General features: G+C 65.9%; 19 protein-coding genes and 1 pseudogene. 8 read left to right on the top strand and 12 right to left on the bottom strand.

Annotated elements, in window-relative coordinates:
- The first annotated feature begins 5 nt into the window (after window positions 1–5).
- Genes AC4OR5_RS06870 through AC4OR5_RS06860 form a run of 3 tightly spaced genes read left to right on the top strand, consistent with a single transcriptional unit; the run spans window position 6 to window position 2,915 of the window.
- Window positions 6–917: an ABC transporter permease subunit gene (locus AC4OR5_RS06870; protein WP_003105451.1), complete on the top strand. Its 912-nt coding sequence runs from the start codon at window positions 6–8 to the stop codon at window positions 915–917.
- A gap of 52 nt (window positions 918–969) precedes the next feature.
- Window positions 970–1,944, top strand: coding sequence for an ABC transporter ATP-binding protein (locus tag AC4OR5_RS06865; protein WP_003094451.1), 975 nt, complete (start codon window positions 970–972; stop codon window positions 1,942–1,944).
- On the top strand, window positions 1,944–2,915 hold the full coding sequence (locus tag AC4OR5_RS06860; RefSeq protein ID WP_003110330.1) for a peptide ABC transporter ATP-binding protein: 972 nt from the start codon (window positions 1,944–1,946) through the stop codon (window positions 2,913–2,915). The genes AC4OR5_RS06865 and AC4OR5_RS06860 overlap by 1 nt, the downstream gene beginning before the upstream one ends.
- 32 nt (window positions 2,916–2,947) lie before the next feature.
- On the opposite strand, the gene AC4OR5_RS06855 is transcribed toward AC4OR5_RS06860, so the two are convergent.
- Window positions 2,948–3,580 carry a LysE family translocator gene (locus tag AC4OR5_RS06855; RefSeq protein WP_003134855.1) on the bottom strand — a complete coding sequence of 211 codons (633 nt, stop codon included), beginning with the start codon at window positions 3,578–3,580 and terminating at the stop codon, window positions 2,948–2,950.
- A 141-nt stretch (window positions 3,581–3,721) separates the two neighbouring features.
- On the opposite strand from AC4OR5_RS06855, the gene AC4OR5_RS06850 reads away from it, so the two are divergent.
- Window positions 3,722–4,195, top strand: coding sequence for an Lrp/AsnC family transcriptional regulator (locus AC4OR5_RS06850; protein ID WP_003094456.1), 474 nt, complete (start codon window positions 3,722–3,724; stop codon window positions 4,193–4,195).
- A 4-nt stretch (window positions 4,196–4,199) separates the two neighbouring features.
- Here the strand turns inward: AC4OR5_RS06850 and AC4OR5_RS06845 are convergent, their stop codons facing one another.
- Genes AC4OR5_RS06845 through AC4OR5_RS06835 form a run of 3 tightly spaced genes read right to left on the bottom strand, consistent with a single transcriptional unit; the run spans window position 4,200 to window position 6,555 of the window.
- Window positions 4,200–5,129 carry a 5-oxoprolinase subunit C family protein gene (locus AC4OR5_RS06845; RefSeq protein ID WP_058156944.1) on the bottom strand — a complete coding sequence of 310 codons (930 nt, stop codon included), beginning with the start codon at window positions 5,127–5,129 and terminating at the stop codon, window positions 4,200–4,202.
- Window positions 5,126–5,803, bottom strand: coding sequence for a 5-oxoprolinase subunit PxpB (pxpB, locus tag AC4OR5_RS06840; protein WP_003110333.1), 678 nt, complete (start codon window positions 5,801–5,803; stop codon window positions 5,126–5,128). Before pxpB ends, AC4OR5_RS06845 begins: the two co-directional genes overlap by 4 nt.
- Window positions 5,800–6,555 carry a 5-oxoprolinase subunit PxpA gene (locus AC4OR5_RS06835; RefSeq protein WP_058161090.1) on the bottom strand — a complete coding sequence of 252 codons (756 nt, stop codon included), beginning with the start codon at window positions 6,553–6,555 and terminating at the stop codon, window positions 5,800–5,802. Before AC4OR5_RS06835 ends, pxpB begins: the two co-directional genes overlap by 4 nt.
- A 129-nt stretch (window positions 6,556–6,684) precedes the next feature.
- On the opposite strand from AC4OR5_RS06835, the gene lpxO reads away from it, so the two are divergent.
- The gene (lpxO, locus tag AC4OR5_RS06830; RefSeq protein WP_491952826.1) at window positions 6,685–7,584 is read left to right on the top strand and encodes a lipid A hydroxylase LpxO; all 900 of its coding nucleotides are present in this window, start codon (window positions 6,685–6,687) and stop codon (window positions 7,582–7,584) included.
- A gap of 170 nt (window positions 7,585–7,754) precedes the next feature.
- Here lpxO and AC4OR5_RS06825 read toward each other — a convergent pair whose 3' ends face one another.
- Together AC4OR5_RS06825 and piuA are read right to left on the bottom strand one after the other, a co-directional pair.
- Entirely contained in the window at window positions 7,755–10,307 is a 2,553-nt protein-coding gene (locus AC4OR5_RS06825) for a PepSY domain-containing protein (protein ID WP_058161088.1), read from the bottom strand.
- A 215-nt stretch (window positions 10,308–10,522) separates the two neighbouring features.
- Window positions 10,523–12,784 carry a TonB-dependent siderophore receptor PiuA gene (gene piuA / locus AC4OR5_RS06820; RefSeq protein WP_057384618.1) on the bottom strand — a complete coding sequence of 754 codons (2,262 nt, stop codon included), beginning with the start codon at window positions 12,782–12,784 and terminating at the stop codon, window positions 10,523–10,525.
- A gap of 217 nt (window positions 12,785–13,001) precedes the next feature.
- Between piuA and AC4OR5_RS06815 the strand changes: the two genes are divergently transcribed.
- From AC4OR5_RS06815 to AC4OR5_RS06805, 3 genes are all read left to right on the top strand, one after another.
- Window positions 13,002–13,682, top strand: coding sequence for a Fe2+-dependent dioxygenase (locus AC4OR5_RS06815; RefSeq protein WP_003110338.1), 681 nt, complete (start codon window positions 13,002–13,004; stop codon window positions 13,680–13,682).
- A 2-nt stretch (window positions 13,683–13,684) separates the two neighbouring features.
- Window positions 13,685–14,500: a tetratricopeptide repeat protein gene (locus AC4OR5_RS06810; RefSeq protein WP_003110339.1), complete on the top strand. Its 816-nt coding sequence runs from the start codon at window positions 13,685–13,687 to the stop codon at window positions 14,498–14,500.
- Between the two features lie 122 nt (window positions 14,501–14,622).
- Window positions 14,623–16,425 (top strand): phosphoethanolamine transferase CptA, encoded by a 1,803-nt coding sequence (locus AC4OR5_RS06805; protein WP_023435050.1) that lies wholly within the window; start codon window positions 14,623–14,625, stop codon window positions 16,423–16,425.
- 54 nt (window positions 16,426–16,479) lie between these two features.
- Here AC4OR5_RS06805 and AC4OR5_RS06800 read toward each other — a convergent pair.
- The 6 genes and pseudogenes from AC4OR5_RS06800 to AC4OR5_RS06775 form a co-directional block, all read right to left on the bottom strand.
- A pseudogene (locus AC4OR5_RS06800) lies at window positions 16,480–16,904 on the bottom strand (VOC family protein).
- 115 nt (window positions 16,905–17,019) lie between these two features.
- Window positions 17,020–18,183 (bottom strand): type III PLP-dependent enzyme, encoded by a 1,164-nt coding sequence (locus tag AC4OR5_RS06795; protein WP_003094617.1) that lies wholly within the window; start codon window positions 18,181–18,183, stop codon window positions 17,020–17,022.
- Window positions 18,184–18,634: 451 nt separating this feature from the next.
- Window positions 18,635–20,656, bottom strand: a complete 2,022-nt coding sequence (locus AC4OR5_RS06790; protein ID WP_003094624.1) for a methyl-accepting chemotaxis protein — start codon at window positions 20,654–20,656, stop codon at window positions 18,635–18,637.
- Between the two features lie 189 nt (window positions 20,657–20,845).
- Window positions 20,846–21,682 (bottom strand): regulatory signaling modulator protein AmpE, encoded by an 837-nt coding sequence (ampE, locus tag AC4OR5_RS06785; RefSeq protein WP_003116244.1) that lies wholly within the window; start codon window positions 21,680–21,682, stop codon window positions 20,846–20,848.
- Entirely contained in the window at window positions 21,679–22,245 is a 567-nt protein-coding gene (gene ampD / locus AC4OR5_RS06780) for a 1,6-anhydro-N-acetylmuramyl-L-alanine amidase AmpD (RefSeq protein ID WP_058161086.1), read from the bottom strand. The genes ampE and ampD overlap by 4 nt, the downstream gene beginning before the upstream one ends.
- Window positions 22,246–22,395: 150 nt before the next feature.
- Window positions 22,396–24,651 carry a DUF1631 domain-containing protein gene (locus tag AC4OR5_RS06775; RefSeq protein WP_058161083.1) on the bottom strand — a complete coding sequence of 752 codons (2,256 nt, stop codon included), beginning with the start codon at window positions 24,649–24,651 and terminating at the stop codon, window positions 22,396–22,398.
- Between the last annotated feature and the right edge of the window lie 97 nt (window positions 24,652–24,748).

The raw sequence follows: 24,748 nt of genomic DNA, 5'->3' as shown, positions 1-24,748 counted from the left end.
AGCCGATGAACGCCATGCACAACGCTCCCGCCAGCGACCCGAGCCTGGTCTACCCGTCCCCGCTGAAGGAATTCTGGCAGGCCTTCGCGCACAACAAGGGCGCCCTCGGCGGCCTGCTGTTCATGCTGCTGATCGTGTTCTGCGCGCTGTTCGCCCCCTGGGTCGCCCCCTACGATCCGAGCGAGCAGTTCCGCGACTTCCTGCTGACCCCGCCATCCTGGCTGGAAGGCGGCCAGGCGCGCTTCCTGCTCGGCACCGACGAGCTGGGCCGCGACCTGCTCTCGCGGCTGATCCACGGCGCCCGCCTGTCGCTGCTGATCGGCCTGTCCTCGGTGGTGATCTCGCTGATCCCCGGCATCCTCCTCGGCCTGCTCGCCGGCTTCTCGCCGAACCGTGCCGGGCCGCTGATCATGCGCCTGATGGACATCATGCTGGCGCTGCCGTCGCTGCTGCTGGCGGTGGCCATCGTGGCGATCCTCGGCCCGGGCCTGATCAACACCGTGATCGCCATCGCCATCGTCTCGCTGCCGGCCTACGTACGCCTGACCCGCGCCGCGGTGATGACCGAGCTAAACCGCGACTACGTCACCGCCTCGCGCCTGGCCGGCGCTGGCACCCTGCGACTGATGTTCGTCTGCGTGCTGCCGAACTGCATGGCGCCGCTGATCGTCCAGGCCACCCTGAGCTTCTCTTCGGCGATCCTCGACGCCGCCGCCCTCGGCTTCCTCGGCCTCGGCGTGCAACCGCCGACCCCCGAGTGGGGCACCATGCTCGCCTCCGCCCGCGACTACATCGAGCGCGCCTGGTGGGTGGTCAGCCTGCCCGGCCTGACCATCCTGCTCAGCGTACTGGCGATCAACCTGATGGGCGACGGCCTGCGCGACGCCCTCGATCCGAAACTGAAGAACGCGGCATGAGGAGCACAACCATGAACAGCGCATCCGTATCCGCGCCACAGGAGACCGCCGCATGAGCCTCCTCGATATCAAGAACCTCAGCGTACGCTTCGGCGACACCACCGCCGTGCCCGTGGTCGACGGCCTCGACCTGAGCGTCGACAAGGGCGAGGTGCTGGCCATCGTCGGCGAGTCCGGCTCCGGCAAGTCGGTGACCATGATGGCCCTGATGGGCCTGATCGACGCCCCCGGCTGGGTATCCGCCGATCACCTGCGCTTCGACGGCCACGACATGCTCACCCTCAAGGGCCGCCAGCGCCGGCGCATCGTTGGCAAGGACATGGCGATGGTCTTCCAGGACCCGATGACTGCCCTCAACCCCAGCTACACCGTCGGCTACCAGATCGAGGAGGTTCTCCGCCTGCATCTCGGCCTGCGCGGCAAGGCCCTGCGCCAGCGCGCCCTGGAACTGCTCGAACGGGTCGAGATCCCGGCCGCCGCCAGCCGTCTCGACGCCTACCCGCACCAGCTCTCCGGCGGCATGAGCCAGCGCGTGGCGATCGCCATGGCCATCGCTGCCGAGCCCAAGCTGTTGATCGCCGACGAGCCGACCACCGCCCTCGACGTGACCATCCAGGCGCAGATCATGGAGCTGCTGCTGAACCTGCAGCGCGACCAGGACATGGCGCTGATCCTGATCACCCACGATCTCGCCGTGGTCGCCGAGACCGCCCAGCGCGTCTGCGTGATGTACGCCGGCGAAGCGGTGGAGATCGGCGGCGTGCCGGCGCTGTTCGACCGCCCGACCCATCCCTACACCGAGGCGCTGATCAAGGCGATCCCCGAGCACTGTGCCGGCGAAGCCCGCCTGGCCACCCTGCCCGGCATCGTTCCGGGGCGCTACGACCGCCCGCGCGGTTGCCTGCTGTCGCCACGCTGCCCCTATGCCCAGGAGCATTGCCGCCAGGAGCGGCCGGCCCTGGAAGCGCACGAGCGCGGCGCGGTGCGCTGCTTCTATCCGTTGAACCTGCTGAACGAGGTGGCCTGATGGAAACCGTTCTGACCGCCCGTGATCTGACCCGTCACTACGAAGTCTCCCGCGGCCTGTTCAAGGGACACGCCCAGGTGCGCGCGCTGAACGGCGTATCGTTCGAACTGGAAGCCGGCAAGACCCTCGCCGTGGTCGGCGAGTCCGGCTGCGGCAAGTCGACCCTGGCGCGCGCCCTGACCCTGATCGAGGAACCCACCTCCGGCTCGCTGAAAATCGCCGGGCAGGAGGTCAAGGGCGCCAGCAAGGACCAGCGCCGGCAGTTGCGCCGCGACGTGCAGATGGTCTTCCAGAACCCCTACGCCTCGCTCAATCCGCGACAGAAGATCGGCGACCAGTTGGCCGAGCCGCTGCTGATCAACACCGCGCTGTCGCGCGAGGAACGCCGCGAAAAGGTCCAGCAGATGATGCGCCAGGTCGGCCTGCGGCCGGAGCACTACCAGCGCTACCCGCACATGTTCTCCGGCGGCCAGCGCCAGCGCATCGCCCTGGCCCGGGCGATGATGCTGCAACCCAAGGTGCTGGTGGCGGACGAGCCGACCTCGGCCCTCGACGTGTCGATCCAGGCCCAGGTACTGAACCTGTTCATGGACCTGCAGCAGCAGTTCCGCACCGCCTACGTGTTCATCTCGCACAACCTGGCGGTGGTCCGCCACGTCGCCGACGACGTCCTGGTGATGTACCTCGGCCGACCGGCGGAGATGGGGCCGGCGGACAAGCTCTACGAGAACCCGCTGCATCCCTATACCCGCGCGCTGCTCTCGGCGACCCCGGCGATCCACCCGGACCCGACGAAGCCGAAGATCCGCATCCAGGGCGAACTGCCGAACCCGCTGCACCCGCCGGAGGGTTGCGCCTTCCACAAGCGCTGCCCCTACGCCACCGAGCGCTGCCGCAGCGAGGTGCCCGAGCTGCGCCTGCTCGACCAGCGCCAGGTGGCCTGTCACCACGCCGAGCAGTTCCTCGGCTGAGCGCCACGGGGCGCTCGCCGCCCCGCAGCCCTTCAGAGCTGGCGCAGCAGCGCCAGCCTTACCCCGAACCCTATCAACAACCCACCGAAGCCCCACTGCTGCAGGCGCTGTGCCCGCGGCCGGGACGCCAGCCAGCGGCCCAGGCGGCCACCGACCAGGGCGTAGGCGCAGTCGAAGGCCAGGCCAACCAGAACCAGGACCGCACCGAGCGCGGCGAACTGGACGGCCAGCGAACCGGCCTCGGGGCTGACGAACTGCGGCAGCAGCACCGAACAGAACAGCAGGGCCTTGGGGTTCAGCAGGTTGGTCAGGAGTCCGCGCAGCAAGGCCCGGCGGTCGGCGTGGGGGACTAGCGGCGCGGAGCCCGTGTCGCTGGTCGGCAAGGCCAGTCCGCCACCGCGCAGCATCTGCAGGCCAAGCCAGGCGAGGTAGGCGGCGCCGAGCAAGCGCACCAGGTCGAAGGTCCAGGGAGCGGTACGGAACAGCAGCGCCAGCCCGGTCGCGGCCATCAGCACATGGCAGGCCCGAGCCAGCGCCAGGCCGAGGGCGGTGACCAGCGCCGCGCGACGGCCCTGGCGGGCGCCGGTCTGGAACAGCAGGAGCATGTCCGGTCCGGGGACCAGGTAAACCACCGCCAGGGCAATCAGGAAAGCGCTCGTGTCCATCGTATCGGCTCCAGGAAGGTGACCCGGATAACGATTCTATGCCCGCAAGGCAGGGCAGGTGCTTGCGTTTTCCACCAGTCTATCCATTCTATTTGGCAGTAAATTCCACTCTCTGGAGACTATCCATCCGGATATGCCAAGATGAAACTCGACGCCTATGACCACCGCATCCTCGCCGCCCTCCAGCGCGACGGCCGCCTGAGCAACGTCCAACTGGCCGAGGAGATCGGCCTCTCCCCGTCCCCCTGCCTGCGCCGCGTGCGCCTGCTGGAAGAGGCCGGGGTGATTCGCGGCTACCAGGCCAGCATCGACCGCGACGAGGTCGGCCTCGGCCTCACGGTGTTCGTCGGGATCAAGGTGGAACGCCACCGCCAGGAGCAGGCCGAGGCCTTCCACCGTGCGGTGGTCGACCTCCCGGAGGTGATCTCGGTGCACCTCGTCTCCGGCGAGTCGGACTTCCTCCTGCAAGTGGTGGTCCCCGACCTGCGCGCCTACGAACGCCTGCTCAGCGAAACCCTGCTGCGCCTGCCCGGGGTCAGCGACATTCGCAGCAACTTTGCGATCAAGACGGTCAAGGCGCCCTCGCCGCTGCCGCTCGGCCACCTGGCCGGCTGAGCGCTCAGCCGCGGAAGAAGCGGTAGAAGCGCAGCAGATCGGCCTGCTGCGTCGCCAGGTCGCTCTCGACGAAGGTTACCTCGCTATGCGCGGGGCTTTGCGCCAGGCGCGAGAGGTCCAGTGGATGGACGAAGCCCAGCAGCGGATAGCCGCCCATGCTCTGGCGGTCGGCCATCAGCACGATGGGTTGGCCATCGGGCGGAACCTGGATAGCGCCCTCCACCACGCCCTGCGACCAGGCGCGCGGCGCCCCGCGCAGTGGCTCGCCGGCCAGGCGGACGCCCATGCGATCGGACCGCGGGCTGATTCGCCAGGCGCTGGCGAAGAAGGCTCGCCGGCTGGCTGCGTCGAAGGCCGCCGCATCGCCGCCGAGCAGCACACGCAAGGACCGCTGCTGCCGGTAGTCCGGCTGGAAACGCCAGGGCACGCTGGCATCCCACGGACACGCCGCTCCCGCTTCGGCACACGGCAGGCAATCGCCCTCCGCCAGGATCCGGCCATCGCCCTGTAAACCGCCGAGCCCGTCGCGAACCTGGCAGGCGACGCTGCCCAGTACCGGCCTCGCCCGGAAACCGCCGGCGCAGGCCAGGTAGGCACGCTGCCCGGCCTCGGCGAAGCCCAGTTCGATGCGTTGCCCGCGGCGGACCCGGAAGCGACTCCAGGGCAGGCATTCGCGACCGTCCACCGTCAGCGCCAGGCGCGCTCCGGTCAGCGCCAGCCAGGTCGCCTCCACCCTGCACTCCAGCGCCAAGCCGCCGAAAGCGATTTCCAGCAATGGCGTCCCCCAGGGATTACCGAGCAGACGATTGGCCCAGGCTGCCGCCTGGCGGTCCAGAGGACCGCCCGGGGATACGCCGAGGTGCTGCCAGCCGCGCCGGCCGTCGTCCTGCAGCAGGCTCTGCGGACCCGCCTTGACGACCCGCAAACCATTCATTCGCGCCCGCCCAGGTCGAGGAAAGCCTCGCGCCCGATGGCGACGAAGCGCACCCGGTCGCCCAGCGCCAGTGGGCACGGAGGAATGGCGGCCGGATCGAACGGACGCCACGGGCTGCGTCCCAGCAGGTGCCAGCCGCCGGGCGAGGCCTGCGGATAGATCGCCGTCTGCGCCTCGGCAATGGCCAGGCTGCCGGCCGGTACACGCGCCCGCGGGGTGGCCCGCCGCGGCAGGACCAGGCGCGGATCGAGGCCGCCGAGGTAGGCGAATCCCGGAGCGAAACCGATCGCGCCGACCCGGTATTCGGCCGCGCTGTGCAGTTCGATCACCCCTTCGCCAGTCAATCCGCAGGCAACCGCTACCGTCGCGAGGTCCTCGCCGGCGTACCAGACGGGAATCTCGTGCAGGCGCCCGGCATCCTCGGCGGGGCGCCAGGCGTGCCACTCCGCCAGCAGCGGACCCAGGCGTTCTTCCAGTACCTGCGGGGCGATGCGGTAGGGGTCGTAATGCAGCATCAGGGTGGTCCAGCCCGGCACCAGATCCCTGACGCCTTCGCCGAGCCCCTCGCGCAGACGTCTGGCCAGCTCGGCCAGGCGCACAGACAGGTCCACTTCGGGTTCTTCGGCGAGCGTCAGCAGCAGGGCTTCGGCACCAGCGGGTTCGATGCGGATCACAGGCTGTCCAGGGCCGCGCGCAGGCGCCGGAGGACCGCCAGCGACTCCGGGTTGTCGCCATGCACGCAAAGACTGTCGGCGGTCAGGCGCAGCGGGTTGCCGTCGTAGTCGGGGAAGGCCTCGCCACGGGTGATGGCCAGGGCCTGTTCGATGATCCGCTGCGGATCGTGATGCACCGCGCCGCCAAGCCGCCGCGGCGCCAGCCGCCCGTCCGGCAGGTAGGCGCGATCGGCGAAGGCCTCGAACAGCAGCGGCACGTCGGCCTCGTCGGCCAGTTCCAGCTCGCGGCCGTTGTCGGCCAGGGCCAGCACCATCAGCGGCAGGCCCTTGCGATAGGCGGCGCAGGCGTCGAGCACGGCGCGCAGCAGCTCGTCGTCGCCGACCAGGTCGTTGTACAGCGCGCCATGCGGTTTGACGTAGGCCACCTGGGTACCGAGGGAACGGCAGAAAGCGTCCAGCGCGCCGATCTGGTACAGCACCATGGCATGCACCTCTTCGGCAGAGCAGGCCAGCGAGCGCCGGCCGAAGCCGCTCAGGTCGGGATAGGCCGGGTGCGCGCCGATGCTCACGCCATGGCGTACCGCCAGCTCCACCGCGCGCCGCATGGTGAGCGGGTCGCCAGCGTGGAAGCCGCAAGCCAGGTTGGCCTGGTCAACCAGCGGCATGCTGTGGACATCGTCGCCCATGCGCCAGGCGCCAAAGCTTTCGCCCAGGTCGCAGTTGAGCAGGATACGCCGGCCGGTGTCGTTCATTGTGCGCTCCTTTCGAGGCCAGGATTACGGAAAAATGAGCGCAGTGCTGGCGAATTAGCGTCAGGTAGCATACTCAGGCACTGAGAACAGGAGTAAATTCTCCTCTTTTGCACCGACGACCTTGCATTCATGAAAGTTCTCATCCTGGCGGCCTATGCGCTGAGCATCCTCTATGTCCATTTTCGCGGCCGGGTACGCCACAAACTGTCGCGCCAATTGAGCGACCACTCCAGCTTCCTCGCTCCGATCAACTGCCTGATGTACCTGTTCTCGAAGGTACCGAACCGCCCCTACCTGGCACCGCAGACCTTCCCCGAACTGCAGGTTCTGGTCGACAACTGGCAGGCCATCCGCAGCGAGGCGCTGCACCTGCACGACGCCGGCAACATCAAGCGTTCCGAACAGTACGACGATATCGGTTTCAACTCGTTCTTCAAGAGCGGCTGGAAGCGCTTCTACCTGAAATGGTACGACGAGACCCATCCCTCCGCCGGACAACTCTGCCCGCAGACCACCACCCTGTTGCGGCAGATTCCCTCGGTCAAGGCGGCGATGTTCGCCGAACTGCCGCCGGGCTCGAAGCTGGTGCGACACCGCGATCCCTACGCCGGCTCGCTGCGCTTCCACCTGGGACTGTTCACCCCCAACGACCCGGCCTGCTTCATCGAGGTGGACGGCGAGCGCTACCACTGGCGCGACGGCGAGGCGGTGGTGTTCGATGAAACCTTCATCCACTACGCGGAAAACGCCACCGAACACAACCGCATCATTCTCTTCTGCGACATCGAGCGGCCGCTGACCCAGGGCTGGGCCACCGCCTTCAACCGCTGGTTCAGCCGCAACGTGATGGCTGCCGCGGCCGCCCCGAACAACGCAGGCGACCGGACCGGCGGACTCAATCGGATCTTCGACAGCCTCTACAAGATCCGCCTGCAGGGCAAACGTTTGAAGAAGCGCAACCGCAAGCTCTACTACCTGCAGAAATGGGGCTTCTTCGCCCTGGTGCTGGCTTTCATCCTGTGGATCTGAGGCCCGGCGACGCAAGGCCCCGCTAGCTCCGTGGGGCGGATGACGCCAACGGCGTCATACGCCGATACCTCGCCGAAATGGCGGATAGCCGCTCTACGCCACGGAAAGCCCGGCAGTCCCAGTAGCTGGCAACGAAAAGGCTCCCTTGGGAGCCTTTTTCATTCATCCGTTCAGTACACGTCGCGCCGGTAACGTCCTTCGTCGGCCAGGCGTTGCAAGGCCTCCTCACCGAGCACTTCGCGCAGCACCCGGTCGACACCACCGGCCATGCCCTGCAGGCTGCCGCAGACGTACAAGGCCGCGCCCTCGTCGATCCAGCGCCGCAGTTCATCCGCCGCTTCATGCAGGCGGTCCTGGACATAGATCTTCTCCGCCTGGTCGCGGGAGAAGGCCAGGTCCAGGCGTTGCAGCTCGCCCCTGGCCAGGGCTTGCTCCAGCTCCGCACGACAGTAGTAGTCGTGGGCGAAATTGCGTTCGCCGAACAGCAGCCAGTTGCGCTTGCGCCCGGCGGCAATGCTGGCGCGCAACAGGCTGCGCAGGCCGGCGAGTCCGGTGCCGTTGCCGATGAGGATCAGCGGCACGTCATCCTCCGGCAGGTGGAAACCCGCGTTGCGGCGCAGGCGCAGGGTCAGCGCGGCGCCGAGCGGCAGGTACTCGGTGAGCCAGCCGGAGCAGATGCCCAGGCTGCCGTCGGCATGCTGCTCCTGGCGTACGATCAGTTGCAGGTCGCCATCGCTCTGCAGCGACGCGATGGAGTACTGGCGCACGGAAAGCGGAATCAGCGCATCCAGCAGCGCCTGCGGGTGCAAGCCGACCAGGTGTTCGAAAGAATCCGGCAGCAGGCGCCCGGCCAGGGCCTGCTCCAGGCTCTGCTCGACGCCCTCGACCGCCACCCGCGCCTGGCCGTCCAGGTGATGCCACTGCAGCCATTCGCGGATGCGCGCGGGCGCCTGGTGCGGAACGATCTCCAGCAGATCGCCGGCGCGCCATTGGATGGCGCTGTCGGTCGGCGCACGCAGGTCCAGCAGCCAGGTCGACTCGCCCTGGCTGCCAGGGTTCAGGCACTCCCGCCGCGCCAGCGACCAGACCTCGAAGGCCGGCGCTTCCCAGGCCGCCGGGGCGGCACCGCCGGTCACCTCGGCCAGGCTTTCCTGCCATTGGCGCAGAGCCGCGGCGTCGCCATCATCGACCTCCACCGGGGCGAACAGGCTCCGCGCGCCCTGCCCCTGCAACCAGCCCTGCATGCGCCGGGCGAAGCCGCAGAACTGCTCGTACTGGCGATCCCCCAAGGCCAGCAGGGCGTAGCTCAGGCCATCGAGGCTGGCGGCCTGGCCAAGCACCTTGCGTTCGAAGCCGCGGGCGCTGTCCGGCGCCTCACCGTCGCCGAAGGTGCTGACCACGAACAGCGCCTTGCGCGCCTCGGCGAGTTGCCCGGCATCCAGGCGCGCCAGCGATTCGACCCGCACCGGCAACCCGGCCGCCTGCAACTGGCCGGCGCTCTGCCAGGCCAGTTGTTCGGCAAAACCGCTCTGGCTGGCGTAGCCGATCAGCCAGGGCTCGCCGCTGGCGCCGGCGCTGCTGCCCAGGTCGGCGCGGCTCGCCCGTACCGCGCGTTTCTTGCGCCGGCGGTCGAGGTAGAGCAGCCAGCCGGTGATGAAGAACAGCGGCATCGCCAGGCTGGCGAGCATCATCAGGATGCGTCCGACGATGCCGAAATAGCTGCCTACGTGCAATGCATAGACGCTGGCCAGCAACTGGCTGCCGAAAGAACGGTCGCTATAGCGCTGGTCGCTTTTCACCTGGCCGTTGGCCGGGTCCAGGGTCAGGGTGTTGAAGGCACGCTCGTGCGGCGCGTCGGTCAGGCGATAGAACACTGTCGCCGGCTGGCCGCCCGCCGGCGGCAGGCGTAGATTGTAGGCCTGCAAGCGGTCGCCGCCGGCCTGGCGGATGCTGTTCCATACCGCCGCGTAGTCGACCGCCAGCGGAGCCGCATCGGCCGGGCGCTCGCCACGTCCGCCCGGCTTGCCGCGCTGCGCCTGCTGGCCGGCGGGCGCGTCGTCGAGCAGTTTGAACAGGCCGTTGCGGTACCACTCGTAGGACCAGTACAGGCCGGTCAGCGCAGCCAGCAGGTAGAGCGCCAGGCACCAGGTGCCGGCCACGGCATGCAGGTCCCAGTTGAAACTGCGGCCCTTGCGCGACCAGTCGAGGGTCAGCCAGGCGCGCCAGTCGAAAACCTTGCGCGGCCAGCGCAGGTAGAGACCGGACAGGCAGAAGAAGATCAGGATCAGGGTGCAGGCGGCGGTGACCTGCTTGCCGTACTCGCCCATGGCGAGGAAACGGTGCAGTTGCATCATCAGGTTGAAGAAACCCTCGCCGCGCGGCTCGCCGACGAAAGCCCCGGTGTAGGGATCGATCCAGCGCGACTCGCCGCGGCGCTGTCCCGGCGGCGGGGTGTAGAAGATCCGCCCGGCCTTGTCGCTGTCCATCTCGACCCAGACGAAGGCCACTTTCCGCCCCGGCTCGGCGCCTTCGATACGGCGCACCAGTTCGTCCAGCGGCAGCACGCCCTCGGGGCGCTTCTGCACCACCAGCACGTCAGGGTTGAGCGCGCGCATCAGTTCGTCCTGGAACGACAGGGTCGCTCCGGTGACGCCCATCAGCGCCAGCACCAGGCCGGCGCTGATGCCGAAGAACCAATGCAACTGGAACCAGACTTTCTTCACAGGATCACCTTCACGGCCGCCGCGCGGCAACAACGGGACTACGCCGACGCCAAGCGCCGGCCAGACGACACGAGGACGTCGGCGGGCAATTCTATTTGATAATCAGTTGCGATAAAGCCGAATTAACGTTCTTTACGCTCTATTTACCCACCTGGATGCGGGAAAGCCCCATCCCGCAGGGGGAATGGGGCTTTCGTGGGGAGCGAGAGCGGCAGTCAGAAGTGGAAGTTCACCCCGAGCAATGCCGTGCGGCCCGGAGCGACGTGGGCCATGTGCGTGCTGTAGACCTGGTCGAAGTAGCGCTTGTCGGTCAGGTTCTGCACGTTCAGTTGCAGGTCGACGTTCTTGCTCACCTTGTAGCTGGCCATGGCGTCATAGCGCCAGTAGGACGGGATATAGGTAGAGTTCGCAGTGTTGCCGTACTGCTTGTCCACATAGGTGGTACCACCGCCGATAGTGAAGTTCTGCAACAGATCGTAGGTGGTCCACAGAGTGAAGTTGTTCTGCGCGGTCTGCGGCATCTTGTTGCCTTCGTCGCTCTTCACTGTCGACTTGCGGATTTCGCTGTCGAGGTAGGTGTAGCCGCCGAAGACCTTCCACTTCTCGGTCAGCTTGCCATTGAAGCCCAGCTCGACGCCCTGCACCCGCTGCTCGCCGTCCAGTACCTGAAGAGTGGAGACATCCGGCGAAGCGACCCGGGCATTGGTCTTGTCGGTGCGGAAAAGCGCGGCGTTCAGCGACAGAGCATCGTCGAAGAAGGCCCACTTGGTACCCAGTTCGAGGTTGCGGTTACGCTCCGGATCCAACCCGTTGTTGCCTACGCTGATGTCCGCCTGGCCCTCGCCGCCGGTCTCGCCGGTGGGGTTGCTCGAGGTCGACCAGGCCAGGTAGATGCTGCCGTTAGGCGCCGGTTTGTAGACCAGACCGGTCTGGTAGTTCCAGAAGTGGCTGTTGTTCTCGCGCTTGAAGTAGCCGGCGGGACCGTTGCGGCCAGCCGTCTGGTAGCCGCTGGACTTGGTATCGAAGTCGTCGTAGCGCAGGCCGAGATTCAGCTCCCATTGTTCGCTTAGCTTCAGGGTATCGAACACATAAGCCGCGCTGGTCTTGGTGTCGGTATCGGTATAGGCCAGGCCGTCGGTGATGCTGCCAGTCCAGTTGTCGCCCGGAGTCGGGCGATTCAGGCTGGTGCAGTCGCCACTGGCGAGCAATCGTGCATTGCAGGTGTTGCCGGCGCCGCCACCGGAAGTAATGGCGTACGGACGGTTGTGCACGTCCTCGTAGCTGAACTCCAGGCCGGTCACCAGGGTGTGCTTGATGAAGCCGGTTTCGAAGTTGGCCTTCAGGTCGGTCTGGTTGACCCAGCCCTTCGAGGTCGAATTGCGGCTTTTCGCCGAACGGTAGACGTAGCCGTTGGCAACGTTGCCACGGCTGTCGTCGGGGTTGCTGACGACGTAGTCGAGCGTCGTGCGCACCAGGCGGGTGCTATTCGACAGGGTCAGGTTGTCGTTCAGGTCATGCTCGATGCGGAAGGTGCCGCTGTCGGTGGTGCTCTTGCGGTAGTCGCGGTCCTTCAGGCCATAGAAGTTATCGCGATCCACCGAGGCCGGCTTGCTCGGATTGGCTTTGCTGCGGTTGACGTTGGTCAGCGGCAGGCCGTAGTCCGGCATGTCATCGGTGCTGAGATGGTAATAGGACAGGGTGGCGCGGGTCGGCGTGTCGAAGCCGAAGGTAACGGTCGGAGCCACGCCCCAGCGGCTGACGCTGACTTCGTCGCGCCCTGCGACGTGGGCATCGTGCTTCATCAGGTTGAGGCGGAAGGCGGCGTTGTCGCCAATCATCCGGTTCACGTCGAGAGTAGTGCGGCGGGTCTGGTCTGAGCCCCAGGTGAAGCCGGCGTCGGTGAAGTTGTCCTGCTTGGCGGTCTTGCTGATCAGGTTCAGGCTGCCACCGGTGGAGCCGGCGCCGGTGTAGGCCGAGCCCGGGCCCTTGCTGACCTCGATCTGCTCGACGTTGAACACCTCGCGGGTTTGCGAGGCGACGTCGCGCATACCGTCGAGGAACGTATCGCTCTCGGCGTTGAAGCCACGGATGAATGGCCGGTCGCCTGCGGGGTTGCCGCCCTCGCCCGCGCCGAAGGTGATACCCGGGGTGGTACGCAGTGCGTCGGCCAGGGTCAGGGCGCCAGTGTCCTTGATCACCTGCTGCGGGATCACGGTCACGGTCTTCGGCGTATCCAGCAGCGGCGCGGTGTACTTCTTCGACGCCGAGCGGTCGACGTTATAGGTGGTTTCGTCCTGCTGCTCGCCGACGATGGTGGCCGCATCCAGCGACAGTACGCGGTCCTTGTCGGTCTTTTTCTGCCCGGCCTCGTCGGCGTGGGCTGCCTGCGGTGCGGCGATGGCGGTGATGGCGACACCGATGGCCGAAGCCAGCAGACGTTGCGAAGAAACGGCGGTATCCGTGGACTGACGCGACATTCGAAACCCCTCCCCGGGAGCTGTGAAGGTCGCGGAATTTATTGCAGATCAGAATTGTTATCAATTATTACGGATTCGCATTCGACAGGAATTTACATTCTTTACAATTTTCTCATTACATTTTTTCCCATCTCGCTCGTCTACAACCTCTGGCGGTTTTACACGCCCAATGCAAATCAATATCATTGGCAGTCATTTCGCCTTCATGGACAGCGCCATGTTGCTGCATATTCCCGCCATCTTCACCGCCGAGGAAGTCTCCCGGATCCGCGCAGCCCTGGAGCAGGCGGAATGGGCCGACGGCAAGGCGACCGCCGGCTACCAATCGGCCAAGGCCAAGCACAACCTGCAACTGCCGCAGGACCACCCGCTGGCCCGGGAGATCGGCGAAGCCATGCTGCAGCGCCTGTGGAACCATCCCCTGTTCATGTCCGCCGCCCTGCCGCTCAAGGTCTTCCCGCCGCTGTTCAACTGCTATACCGGCGGGGGCTCGTTCGACTTCCACATCGACAACGCCGTGCGCGACGTCCATGGCGGCCGCGAGCGGGTCCGTACCGACCTGTCCTCGACCCTCTTCTTCAGCGACCCGGAGGACTATGACGGCGGCGAACTGGTGATCCAGGACACCTACGGCCTGCAACAGGTGAAGCTGCCCGCCGGCGATCTGGTGCTCTACCCCGGCACCAGCCTGCACAAGGTCAATCCGGTCACCCGCGGCGCGCGCTACGCCTCGTTCTTCTGGACCCAGAGCCTGGTCCGCGAAGACAGCCAGCGCACCCTGCTATTCGAAATGGACCAGTCGATCCAGCGACTCACCCACGACGTGCCCGACCATCCCTCGCTGATCCGCCTCACCGGCACCTACCACAATCTCCTGCGGCGCTGGTCGGAACTCTGAACATGCGCCACCTGCTGCTCCGTCACGACGCACTGGACGCCGAAGGTTTCGCCGCACAACTGGCCGGTACCCCGGGCGAGGTTGCCCAGGCCATCCTCGGCGCTGCGCGCGAGGGCCTGACGGAAGCCCAGGCCCTGCTCGGACAGATCCTTCTGGACGGCCAAGGCATCCAGCGCGACCCGACCCTGGCGCGGACCTGGTTCGCGATCGCCGCCGGGCACGGCCACGCAATGGCGCGCAATATGCTCGCTCGCTGCCTGGAACATGGCTGGGGCGGCCCGGCGGATCCAGCCGCGGCAGCGGTCCACTATCGGATCGCCGCCCAGGCCGGCCTCGACTGGGCCCGCTACAACCTGGCCAATCTTCACGCTACCGGCCGCGGGGTGCCCCAGGACCAGCCGCGCGCCTATGCGCTGTATCGGCAAGCGGCCGAGCAGGGCCACGCGAAATCGATGAACCTGGTGGGGCGCTACCACGAAGAAGGCCTGGTGGTCGCTCGCGACCTGGCGCAAGCTGCGCACTGGTATCGACGCTCCGCCGAGGGTGGCGATTTTCGCGGCCAGTTCAGCCACGCCGCGATGCTCAGCGCCTCGGGCCGCCATGCCGAAGCCGAAACCTGGCTCCGGCGAGCCCTCGAAGGCGGCAACCTGAACTTCCTGCGCAGCGCCCGCCATGGCCTGGAGCAGTCGGCCCACCCACCGTTCCGCAGCCTGGCGCTGGCCTACTACCGACGCGCGGCGCAGTTGGGCGACGACACCGATCGAGAGGCCCTGGAACAGGCGCTCGAACGTCACGGGCACGCACGACTGCCCGCCTGACGAACAACGCACGACCCTTTGTTCACGCCCACATAACACTTTTTTGACAAGCCTTTCCCTACCCTCGCCGTTTCATCGAGGCGAACGACGATCGCGCCTCCGATCCATCGAACGAGGCTATCGTGTCCCCCACCCCACCACGCGTTACGCGCAATCGCATCGACTGGGCCGGCCTGGGCTGGCTGTTCCTGTTCTTCTGGTTCTTCTCCGGTATCACCCAACTGCTCCTGCTGACCTCCGGCAACAGCGGTTTCTCCGGTTTCCGCAACGCCATGGTGCTGAGCACCATCTGGCTTGCGCCGGTGTTGCTGTTCCCGCGCTGGACCAAGCCGCTGGCCGCCGTCATCGGGCTGGTGCTGTGGGCCGCCTCGCTGGTCGGCCTGAGCTATTTCGGCATCTATCACCAGGAATTTTCGCAAAGCGTGATCTTCGTGATGTTCGAGTCGAACACCGCCGAGGCCAGCGAATATTTCAGCCAGTACTTCAACCCCTGGATGACCCTCGGCCTGGTGCTCTACAGCCTGGTCGCCATCCTCCTCTGGCGCCGTCTGCGCCCGGTCTACCTGCCGCGCTTCAGCGCCCTGCCGGTGGCGGTGCTGCTGATCGTCGCGACCATCGGCTATCCGTTCTACAAGCAACTGGTCAGTCAGGGCCGGCCCTTCGACGAAGCCCTGGACAAGGTCCAGGCGCGCATGGAACCGGCGGTGCCCTGGCAATTGCTGATCGGCTACCAGCAATACCGCCAGCAACTGGGCAGCATGCAGGCGCTGTTGCAAAAGAACGCTGCCCTACCGCCGCTGAAGAACCTCGTCGATGCCAATGGCGATACGCCGCGCACGCTGGTCCTGGTGATCGGCGAATCCACGTCGCGCAAGCACATGAGCCTCTACGGCTATCCACGCGAAACGACCCCGCAGTTGGACGCACTGAAGGCCGCGAACCGGAACCTCACGGTATTCAACAACGTGGTGGCATCGCGGCCATACACCATCGAGGTGCTGCAGCAGGTGCTGACATTCGCCGACCAGGAGCAGCCCGATCGCTTCCTCACCGATCCGTCGCTGATGAACCTGATGAAGCAGGCCGGCTATAAGACCTTCTGGATCACCAACCAGCAGACCATGACCAAGCGCAACACCATGCTGACGACCTTCGCCCAGCAGACCGATGCGCAGTTCTACCTGAACAACCAGCGCAGCCAGAACGCCAGCCAGCTGGACGGCGCGGTGCTGGCGCCCTTCGCCAAGGTGCTGGACGATCCGGCGCCGAAGAAGTTCATCGTGGTCCATCTGCTCGGCACCCACATGAACTACAAGTACCGCTATCCCGCCGACTACGCTCGCTTCGTCGACCGTCAGGGCGCCCCGGCGGCTCTCAGCGACGACCAGGTGGAGGTCTACAACAGCTACGACAACGCCGTGCTGTACAACGACTACGTGGTCTCCAGCCTGATCAAGGGCTTCGCCAACAGCGATCCGAACGGCTTCCTGGTCTACCTCTCGGACCATGGCGAGGAAGTCTTCGACGAAGCCCCGCACGACCGTCTCGGCCGCAACGAAGGCGACCCGACCCGCGGCATGTACACCGTGCCCTTCCTGGTCTGGACTTCGCCCAGTTGGCAGCAGACCCATCCGCGCGACCTACAGGCCCTGGTCGACCGACGCTACAGCAGCGAAGACCTGATCCATACCTGGTCCGACCTCGCCGGCCTCAACTATGACCTCTTCGATCCGACCAAGAGCCTGGTGAGCAACGACTTCGAGCATGAAGTCCGCTGGATCGGCAACCCCTATGCCCACAATGGCTTGCGCGACTTCGACAAGCTGCCGCTGGACAAGGCCGACGCCGGGCAGCAGGTAGCCCAGGCCGGACGACCCGCGCCAACGACGCCGCGCGCACCGTCCCGTCAGCCGGACGAAGGCTGACCGCCACCAAGGAATGCGCCCCGCCAAGCGGGGCGTTTTTCCATCCGCAGCACCTCAGGGCAAGACCAGGTTGCCCTGCTCGTCGAACGGCCAGAACGGGTTGTAGGCAATTTCCCAAAGGTGTCCATCCGGGTCGGCGACATATCCGGAGTAGCCCCCCAGAACACTTCCTGCGGCATCTTGGTCGCCTGCCCGCCGGCCGCCATAGCCGCGGAGAACAGACGGTCCACCTCGTCCTGCGAGGCGCAGTTGCAGGCCAGGGTGATAGCCGCGAAGCCGGTCGGACGATCTTCCACCTGCGCATCCTCGGCGAGGGCGCTGCGTCCGTAGAGGCCGAGGACCAGGTTGCGGCCCTTGAGAAATACCACCTGCTCGTTGCCGTCCGAAGAGGGCTGCCAGCCCAGCGCCTGGTAGTAGAGAGAGGAGCGGGCCAGATCGGCGACCCCGAGGGTCACCAGGGAAATACCATTGCCTGTCATGTCGGCGTCCTTGTCATGGGTTGTCGAACAAGGCTGGCACGAGCGCCGCGAGGCTTCCAGAGCGACATGAAAAAGCCCCGCCGAGGCGGGGCTCTTCGTAACAGAGGCGACTGCGCTAGAGGTAGAACGCCTTCAGCGGCGGGAAGCCGTTGAACTCCACCGCACTGTAGCTGGTGGTGTAGGCGCCGGTAGACAGCCAGTAAAGGCGGTCGCCGCTCGCCAGGTTCAGCGGCAGGCCATACTTGTAGTGCTCGTACATGATGTCGGCGCTGTCGCAGGTCGGGCCGGCGATCACCACCTCTTCCATCTCGCCCTGCTTCTCGGTCCAGATCGGGAACTTGATCGACTCGTCCATGGTTTCGATCAGTCCGGAGAACTTGCCGACGTCGGCATAGACCCAGCGCTCCACGGCGGTCCGCGACTTGCGGGCGACCAGCACCACTTCGCTGACCAGGATGCCGGCATTGGCGATCAGCGAACGGCCCGGCTCGAGGATGATTTCCGGCAGGTCGTCGCCGAAGTCCTCCTTGAGGAAGCGGATGATCTCCTCCGCATAGGTTTCCAGGTCGTTGGTCTTGGTGATGTAGTTGGCCGGGAAGCCGCCGCCCATGTTGATCATCTTCAGGACGATGCCGTCTTCTTCCTTCAGGCGCTCGAAGATCACCTTGACCTTGGCGATCGCCGCGTCCCACACCGAGATGTCGCGCTGCTGCGAACCGACGTGGAAGGAAATGCCGTAGGGCTCCAGGCCCAGCTGGCGGGCCAGGATCAGCAGGTCCATGGCCATGTCGGTCTGGCAGCCGAACTTGCGCGACAACGGCCAGTCTGCGGTAGTCGAGCCCTCGGTGAGGATACGCACGTAGACCTTGGCGCCGGGAGCGGCCTTGGCGATGTTGCGCAGGTCGGCTTCGGAGTCGGTGGCGAACAGGCGCACGCCCTTCTCGTAGAAGTAGCGGATGTCCTTGGATTTCTTGATGGTGTTGCCGTAGCTGATGCGCTCCGGACCGACGCCGGTCTTCATCACCTTGTCCAGTTCGTAGATCGAGGCGATATCGAAGTTCGAACCCTTGTCGCGCAGCAGCTCGGTGATTTCGGTAGCGGGATTGGCCTTCACCGCGTAGTAGATCCTGGCGAAGGGGAAGCAGTCGGTCAGTTGGTCGTAGGCATCGGCGATGGTCTGCTTGTCGATGACCACGAAGGGGGTTTCCTGCTTGTCGGCGAAGGCCTTCATGCGCTGGAAGGTTTCAGGGGCGAAATAATCCTCGACCTTGATGGACATGGTTGGGACTCCCAATGGCAAAACACATGGATTCGTAGGGGTGAAGCTGAACGTCTAATCCGTTTCCCCACTTTGGTTCGCCTACTTCCCAAGGCATGTCGCCGAGTATCACCTGCCTGCCGGCAGCCACCGCCTGTTCATCCTGGTAGGTCGCGCGCGTGTCCCGCGCGACGACCTGGCCGCTTGAGCAGCGGACGTCGCCTTGCCACAGGGCGATCTCTCGTCGTCAGTACTTGAGCCGGATGGATCGTTTCCAGCATGGACGTTCGGGCGCGAACTTTAGGACCAAGGGGACGCGAGATCAATAAAAAAATGCCGCGATTTCGCCTCCGCCTGTCGCACCGCCGGATTGACCTGCTCAGCCTTTACCCCATGTGCATGACAGTGGGATGTCCCCGTCCGCCCAGCGTTCAATCGGATGGACGAAAAACGTCCCGTGCAGGCCTTGCGCCTACACCCGGAACGCGCCGATCAGGCGTTTCAGCTGGGTCACCTGGGCGCCCAGTTCGCGGCTGGCCCGTTCGGTCTGGCTGGCGCCTTCCGCGGTGCGCTCGCCGGCCTGGTTGATCTCGACGATGTTCTGGTCGATATCGTGGGCCACGGCGGTCTGTTGCTCGGCGGCGGCGGCGATCTGCTGGTTCTGGTCGACGATCATGCCCACCGCGCCGAGGATATTCTCCAGTGCCTGCTGCACCTGCGCCGACTCGTTGACGGTGCCATCGGCGGTATGGTGGCTGCTGCCCATCGCCTTCACCGCCGCATCGACGCCGCCCTGCAGGCGCAGGATCATCTGTTCGATCTCGGCGGTGGATTGCTGGGTGCGCTTGGCCAGCGTGCGCACCTCGTCGGCCACCACCGCGAAACCGCGCCCCTGCTCCCCGGCACGAGCGGCCTCGATCGCCGCATTGAGCGCCAGCAGGTTGGTCTGTTCAGCGATGCCCTTGATCACATCCAGCACCTGGCTGATCGAGGCGCTGTCACTGGCCAGGCGATTGATCGCCGCCACCGACTGGTCGATCTCGCCGGCCAGGCGCTGGATGCTACCCACCTGCGACTCGACCAGGCTGCGCCCGCTGAGGGTTTCCTGGTTCACGCTGTTCGCGCTGCTCACCGCCATCGCCGCGCTGCGTGCCACTTCCTGGGCGGTAGCGGCCATCTGGTTCATCGCCGTGGCCACCTGCTCGATCTGGCTGCGTTGCCCGGCTACCGCTTGGTTGCTTTCGGCCGACACCGACTCGACGCGCAGGGTCTGCCGCTCGACCTCGCCGACGGTCTGGCTGACCCGCTCGATCAGGTCGTGGATCTTCGCCACCGATTCGTTGAACGATTGTCCCAGCTCGCCCAGCTCGTCACGGCTGCGGGCCTGGAAGCTGACCGTCATGTCGCCGCCGGCGACGCGCTCCATCATTCGCCCGAGATCCTTCAGGGTGGCGCGGGTGGAAACGTAGAAACCGCCGTAGAGGTATAGGATCGCTGCAAAAACCACGGCCAGCGCGGCGACTAGCAACAGCATCTGCGTGCGCACCTGTTGCAGGCGCTTTTGCAACTGGGTATCGAGATAGCCGAGAACGGCGTCGTCGAGCTGGTAGGTCTTGTCCATCGCCGCGCTGACCTGATCGTAGAACTGCGTCCACGGGGTATCCAGCGTCTCGGCCACGATCACCCGGTCCTCGAACAACTGCCCCAGGCTCTTCAGGGTCTCGCGACTGGCCTGGGCGGCCTCCTCGAGCGCCGGTGGGCTGCCGGCCAGGGACTCCTGCAGCTTCAGGCCGTACTCGCCATGCAGTTTCTCGAACTCCAGCAGCAGTTCGTCGAGCCGCGCGCTGGAGGACGAATTGAGGAAACCCTGGCCCAGGGAGTAGGCGCCGATGGCGCGCCCCTTGCTGATGGCCGCCGTCACCTCCGGCGTTATCGAACCGACCAGCTCGCTGAGCTGGCGCACCTGGCGCTGGCTGTCCTGGCTGAGCCCGGCCTGGGCGATGAGCAACTTGATGAATACCTGTGCGCTACCGAGCAGCTTCTCCGCCCGTGCGCCCTTGCCCTGCAAGGACCCTTCGGCCTCCACGGCCTGCAAGCCGTTGAGCAACCGGTCGCGCTGGGCCTCGAATTCGGCTACCGCCGCACCATCCTCGCTGAGCGGCGCCAGCGCCTCGAGCCGCCCGCGCAGCCCCTTCTGGACGTCCGCGATGCGCGCTTCCAGATCGCCGGCCTTGCCGGACTGGCCGATGACCGCATTGATCTGCAACAGATCGTTGAGGGACTCCAGGCCACGCCGGATCTGAAGTCCGCTACCCAGCAGCGTCAAGCTCTGCAGTTCGATCCGGGTGTCGCTGAATTGGCGATAGGCATCGCGCACCAGATAGAAGCTGGTGATCAGCAGCGGCAGGAAGAACAGCACGCTGATCAGGCCGAACTTCATGCCGAAGCTGAGCCGGTTCATCAGCGCGATGGCGGGATAGAGTACGGTCTTCACCCAGACGTCTCCTGATTGTTCTTATCGTTCTGAGAGATGCCGCCGCGTGGCGACATTGACGCACGGAGTCCGCTCGGTAATGGCCTTTCGAAATCATGCGGACACGTTCACCTGTGTACCCGATATCGGCCTGGTGTTCTGTAACTTAAGGTTAACGGGGAATCGCAAGCGGATTCCCCGTCGCTACGCTCAGAGGAACAGCGCGCAGAAGGCGAACACGGCATACCAGAGCACGGCCGCGCGCACCAGCAATTGCCAGAGCGCATCCAGGCTGGCGACGCCGGCGGCACCCAGTTCGACCGCTTCGACATCGCTGGCGACCCGCCCGGCCTTGCCCAGCAGCGCGGCCGCCGAGATGTCCCAGGCCAGCAGCCAGTGCAGCAGCACGCGGATAACCGCGAGGAAGTTGCCGACCAGGGCGAAGCTCAGCACCAGCGCACGCACCGGCAACCAGTCGAGGATATGCCGGACGCGCGCCGCCTGTTCGCGCAACGCCGGCTGGCGGGCGTGCTCCAGCGCCAGTGCCAGCAGGCGATAGGCCAGGGCCGCCACCGGGCCGAGCAAGGCATACCAGAAGATCACCGCGAAGAAGCTCTGGTAGCCCTGCCAGAGCAGATGGCCGTGCACCCGGCCGATCAGTTCGCTCTCGCTGCCGCCCAGGATCCCCAGATCGCGTTCGGCGACATGGAAGGCAGCCTGGGCCTCCTCGCGCCGCCAGGCGTCGCGGAACGGCCCGAGGTCGGCCATGACGTCGCCGCGGCCGAGACTGTAGACCACCACCAGAAGATGCAGCGGAAGGCTCAACCAGCCATAGGCCAGCGGCTGCAGCAATGTCAGCAGCAGGGCCAGCGGCAGCAACGGCAGGACCACCGCGAGCAGCAGCCCCAGCCAGGAGCGGCGGGACACCGAGGGCAGGTCCTCGACCAGGCTCAGCCAGGCGAGCCAGGCGCCATCGCGCTGGATACGCCGGCGCCAGCCGGAGAACTTCTCCAGCGCAAGGGCCAGCAGCAACACCAGGAACGTCATGTTTCCTCCTTGGAATCGGTCAATCCGGCGCGGTAGCGCGACCAGTCGAAAGCCTCGCCGGGATCGGTCTTGCGCTCCGGGGCGATATCGCAGTGGCCCTGGATGCGTTCCGGGGTGATCCCCGGGAAGGCCACGCGCAACAGCCGCGTCAGCCCGGCCAGGGCAGTGTACTGCGCGTCCGTGTACGGTTCCGTGTCGGTCCCCTCCAGTTCGATGCCAAGGGAGAAGTCGTTGCACGCCTCGCGACCGTCGAAGCAGGAAACCCCGGCATGCCAGGCGCGGTCGTGACAGGAGACGAACTGGGTGATGGCGCCGTCGCGTTCGATGAGGAAATGCGCGGAAACCGTCAGGTGGCGGATCTCCTCGAAATAGGGATGTTCGTTCGGGTCCAGGCGATTCTGGAAGAACGCCTGGACCTTGCCGGTGCCGAACTGTCCCGGCGGCAGGCTGATATTGTGGATGACCAGCAGCGACACCGCGTCCCCTTGCGGACGCAGGTTGAAATTCGGTGAAGGGCAGTGGCGGACGCCACGGACCCAGCCGGTAACGGAATCGAAATGCATACGGGCTCCTGAACGAGCCCCCACTCTAATCCAGCGGCGCCGGAATGACGATCAGGCGGGCTCTGGATCGGCCGCTTCGACATGCTTCGAGGAAAGGTATTACCCGCAAGAACGAAAAGACCCGGCATCCGCCGGGTCCTCGAGAAGCGGCTAGGCGCCCTTGAGGCGCCGCAGGTTGCCGATCACCGACTCCAGGGCCCGGTCGAACAGCAAGGCATCGTCCAGCAGGCGTACCGCCTGCCGGCGAAACTCCACCGCCAGGCCCATGCGGGTCTTTTCCAGGACCTTCATCCCGGTGCGATTGACGAAGATGTAGCGACCGGTGGGCCGGATCACTGCCGCCAGCTTGCAGCGCAGCTTGTGCTCGGCGTCCTCCTGGATTTCCACCCAACTGCCGACACGCAGCGCATCGACCCGCAGCAGTGCCTCGTCGTTGTCCGGCAGGCGCACTTCGCTCTCGACAGGCGCCGGGGCGGCGTCCGGCGAGGTCAGGACGATTTCCTCGACCACCCGCAGCATGACCGGCGCCCGGGGCTTTTCCGCGGCCGTGCCCGGGGTCGCTTCGTCGAGCAGGGGGCTGTCCGCGACCGCCGCCTCGCCGCGCTTGTCGCGCTGCAGGCCCTGGACATGCAGGGTTTCCAGCTGGCTGAAGAATTCACCGGTGGAAAACGGATCGAAGGCTGCGCTGGCCAATCCCTCGCGCAGCGCCTTGAGCAGGCCTGGCACGCGCTCCAGCAACTGTTGGCGGGACAGCGGATCATCATGCGGGCCGACGCTCCAGATCAGCTCGTCCATGGTATCCAGGGCCTCCCGCCACTCGGCCGAAACCTTGCCATGCTTGAGGCAGATCAGCAGCATCACCTTGCTCCAGGCATCCCGCAGCAGGCGCACCACCACCTCCGGCAGGACCTTGCCGAGCAGTCGCTGGTTCAGCACCTGCTCCACGTCCTGACGAGCCAGTTCGGCCTTGGCGCGGCCTTCCTCGGCGTCGCGGGTGCGTTGCTCGAGGAGCTCGCTGCGGCGGCGCTCGTCGCCGGTGAAGGCAATGAAGTCCTCCAGCAACTCGGCGAAGATCGCCGGGTCGTCGACGAAGTCGTTCAACAGCCGCATCACGACCTGTTCGATCTTCTGGTACAGGCTGTCGCGCCGGGCATCATTGTGTTCGGCCCAGCCCAGCGACGCGGATGCGATCTCGTTGAGCAGGCGACGTGCCGGATGGCTACCGCGGCTGAAGAAGGTCTTGTCGAGCAGGGCCACCTTGAGCATCGGGATCTGCATCCGACCGATCAGGGCCTTCAGCGAATCAGGCAGGGTGCGGTCGTCGAGAATGAATTCGAACAGCATCGACACCAGGTTGATGACGTCATCGTCCACCTGGCCGACCACCCGAGAACGGCCGCTCTTGTGGCTGACCCGCTGGAGCAGTTGGTCGACCCCGTCGCGGACGTCGAACTCCACGGCGCCAGGGCCCGGCAAGTGCTGTTGCAGGTGGGAAAGCAGGCGCATCAGGTCGTTGCTGGAAATCGGCGCGGCATTCTCAGGCGTTTCGCGACGGTAGAAGGAAGGATTGTCGCGGACCTGCGCCAGCAGTTCCTGCAGCGCGCCGAAGACTTCCTGCTGGCCGCCGTCGAGCAGCGCAGCCTGTGCCTGCAGGGTCCCGGCATCGCGTACCGCTTCGGGACGGACAGCGTGCTGACGCCGCGGCAGTGCGGATTTGAGTTCCGGCAGCACGCCCGCAGCGACCAGGATCTGGTTGGCCTCGGCGTACAACTGGTCGCAATGGGCCAGGACGTACTTCTCGAACAGCTTGAGAATGATCAGCTTGACCTTGATCTCGACGCCGAGCCCCTGGCAGGCATCGAGGAAATCCGCGGTCAGCGGACGCGGAGCGAGGGGATTGCTCTTCTCGTCGACCTTCCGCCCGACCAGGGTGTTCAGGCGGGTGCTCAGGTGGGCCAGCGCGGTGGCATCGCGGCTCATCACCCGCGCCACCATCGCGTCCACCGCGACGGACTCCTCCAGTTCCTCGTTCTGTACCAGGCTGAGGCTGTCGAAGGACACGGTATCCAGGGTCGGCACGGATTTGCCGGACTGTACCTGGTTGAGCGCCGAGAACTCCTCGAAGACCTTCTGCAGGTAGACCCGCTCGATACTCTTGCGCTTGAGGCGCAGGTCGCGCATGGCTTCGAAGAAAGCGTTCTGTTCGAGGTTGCTGGTGGCTCGGTCGGCCATTTCGAAGAGGGTGTCGTCGGCGTTGTCGAACAACGCCTGCAACGCCTGTTTCAGCTGCAGCGCCGCCTTGTCGCGCACCTGCACGAGGATGACCGGCAGGCGCCCCGCTCCGGCGTTCGGCGACGGCTCGGAAGCGACCCTGGTCAGGTGCACCACATTGGCATCGTTCTGCATCGGGACTCTCCTGCCACCCTCGCGGCCGCGCATGGAATGGCAAAAATCGGGCACAGAGGATCGATTGGCGTCGTCCGTAACGTCAATTTCCAGGCGT

Source organism: Pseudomonas sp. YA1 (assembly GCF_058680555.1).
This window is presented reverse-complemented; position numbering and strand designations above follow the sequence as displayed.

What these genes read in the sequence shown, in the direction of transcription:
- AC4OR5_RS06870 (WP_003105451.1), top strand. Translation starts at nt 6, where the DNA reads ATGAACGCCATGCACAACGCTCCCGCCAGCGACCCGAGCCTGGTCTAC.
- AC4OR5_RS06865 (WP_003094451.1), top strand. Translation starts at nt 970, where the DNA reads ATGAGCCTCCTCGATATCAAGAACCTCAGCGTACGCTTCGGCGACACC.
- AC4OR5_RS06860 (WP_003110330.1), top strand. Translation starts at nt 1,944, where the DNA reads ATGGAAACCGTTCTGACCGCCCGTGATCTGACCCGTCACTACGAAGTC.
- AC4OR5_RS06855 (WP_003134855.1), bottom strand. Translation starts at nt 3,580, where the DNA reads ATGGACACGAGCGCTTTCCTGATTGCCCTGGCGGTGGTTTACCTGGTC.
- AC4OR5_RS06850 (WP_003094456.1), top strand. Translation starts at nt 3,722, where the DNA reads ATGAAACTCGACGCCTATGACCACCGCATCCTCGCCGCCCTCCAGCGC.
- AC4OR5_RS06845 (WP_058156944.1), bottom strand. Translation starts at nt 5,129, where the DNA reads ATGAATGGTTTGCGGGTCGTCAAGGCGGGTCCGCAGAGCCTGCTGCAG.
- AC4OR5_RS06835 (WP_058161090.1), bottom strand. Translation starts at nt 6,555, where the DNA reads ATGAACGACACCGGCCGGCGTATCCTGCTCAACTGCGACCTGGGCGAA.
- lpxO (WP_491952826.1), top strand. Translation starts at nt 6,685, where the DNA reads ATGAAAGTTCTCATCCTGGCGGCCTATGCGCTGAGCATCCTCTATGTC.
- piuA (WP_057384618.1), bottom strand. Translation starts at nt 12,784, where the DNA reads ATGTCGCGTCAGTCCACGGATACCGCCGTTTCTTCGCAACGTCTGCTG.
- AC4OR5_RS06815 (WP_003110338.1), top strand. Translation starts at nt 13,002, where the DNA reads ATGTTGCTGCATATTCCCGCCATCTTCACCGCCGAGGAAGTCTCCCGG.
- AC4OR5_RS06810 (WP_003110339.1), top strand. Translation starts at nt 13,685, where the DNA reads ATGCGCCACCTGCTGCTCCGTCACGACGCACTGGACGCCGAAGGTTTC.
- AC4OR5_RS06795 (WP_003094617.1), bottom strand. Translation starts at nt 18,183, where the DNA reads ATGTCCATCAAGGTCGAGGATTATTTCGCCCCTGAAACCTTCCAGCGC.
- ampE (WP_003116244.1), bottom strand. Translation starts at nt 21,682, where the DNA reads ATGACGTTCCTGGTGTTGCTGCTGGCCCTTGCGCTGGAGAAGTTCTCC.
- ampD (WP_058161086.1), bottom strand. Translation starts at nt 22,245, where the DNA reads ATGCATTTCGATTCCGTTACCGGCTGGGTCCGTGGCGTCCGCCACTGC.
- AC4OR5_RS06775 (WP_058161083.1), bottom strand. Translation starts at nt 24,651, where the DNA reads ATGCAGAACGATGCCAATGTGGTGCACCTGACCAGGGTCGCTTCCGAG.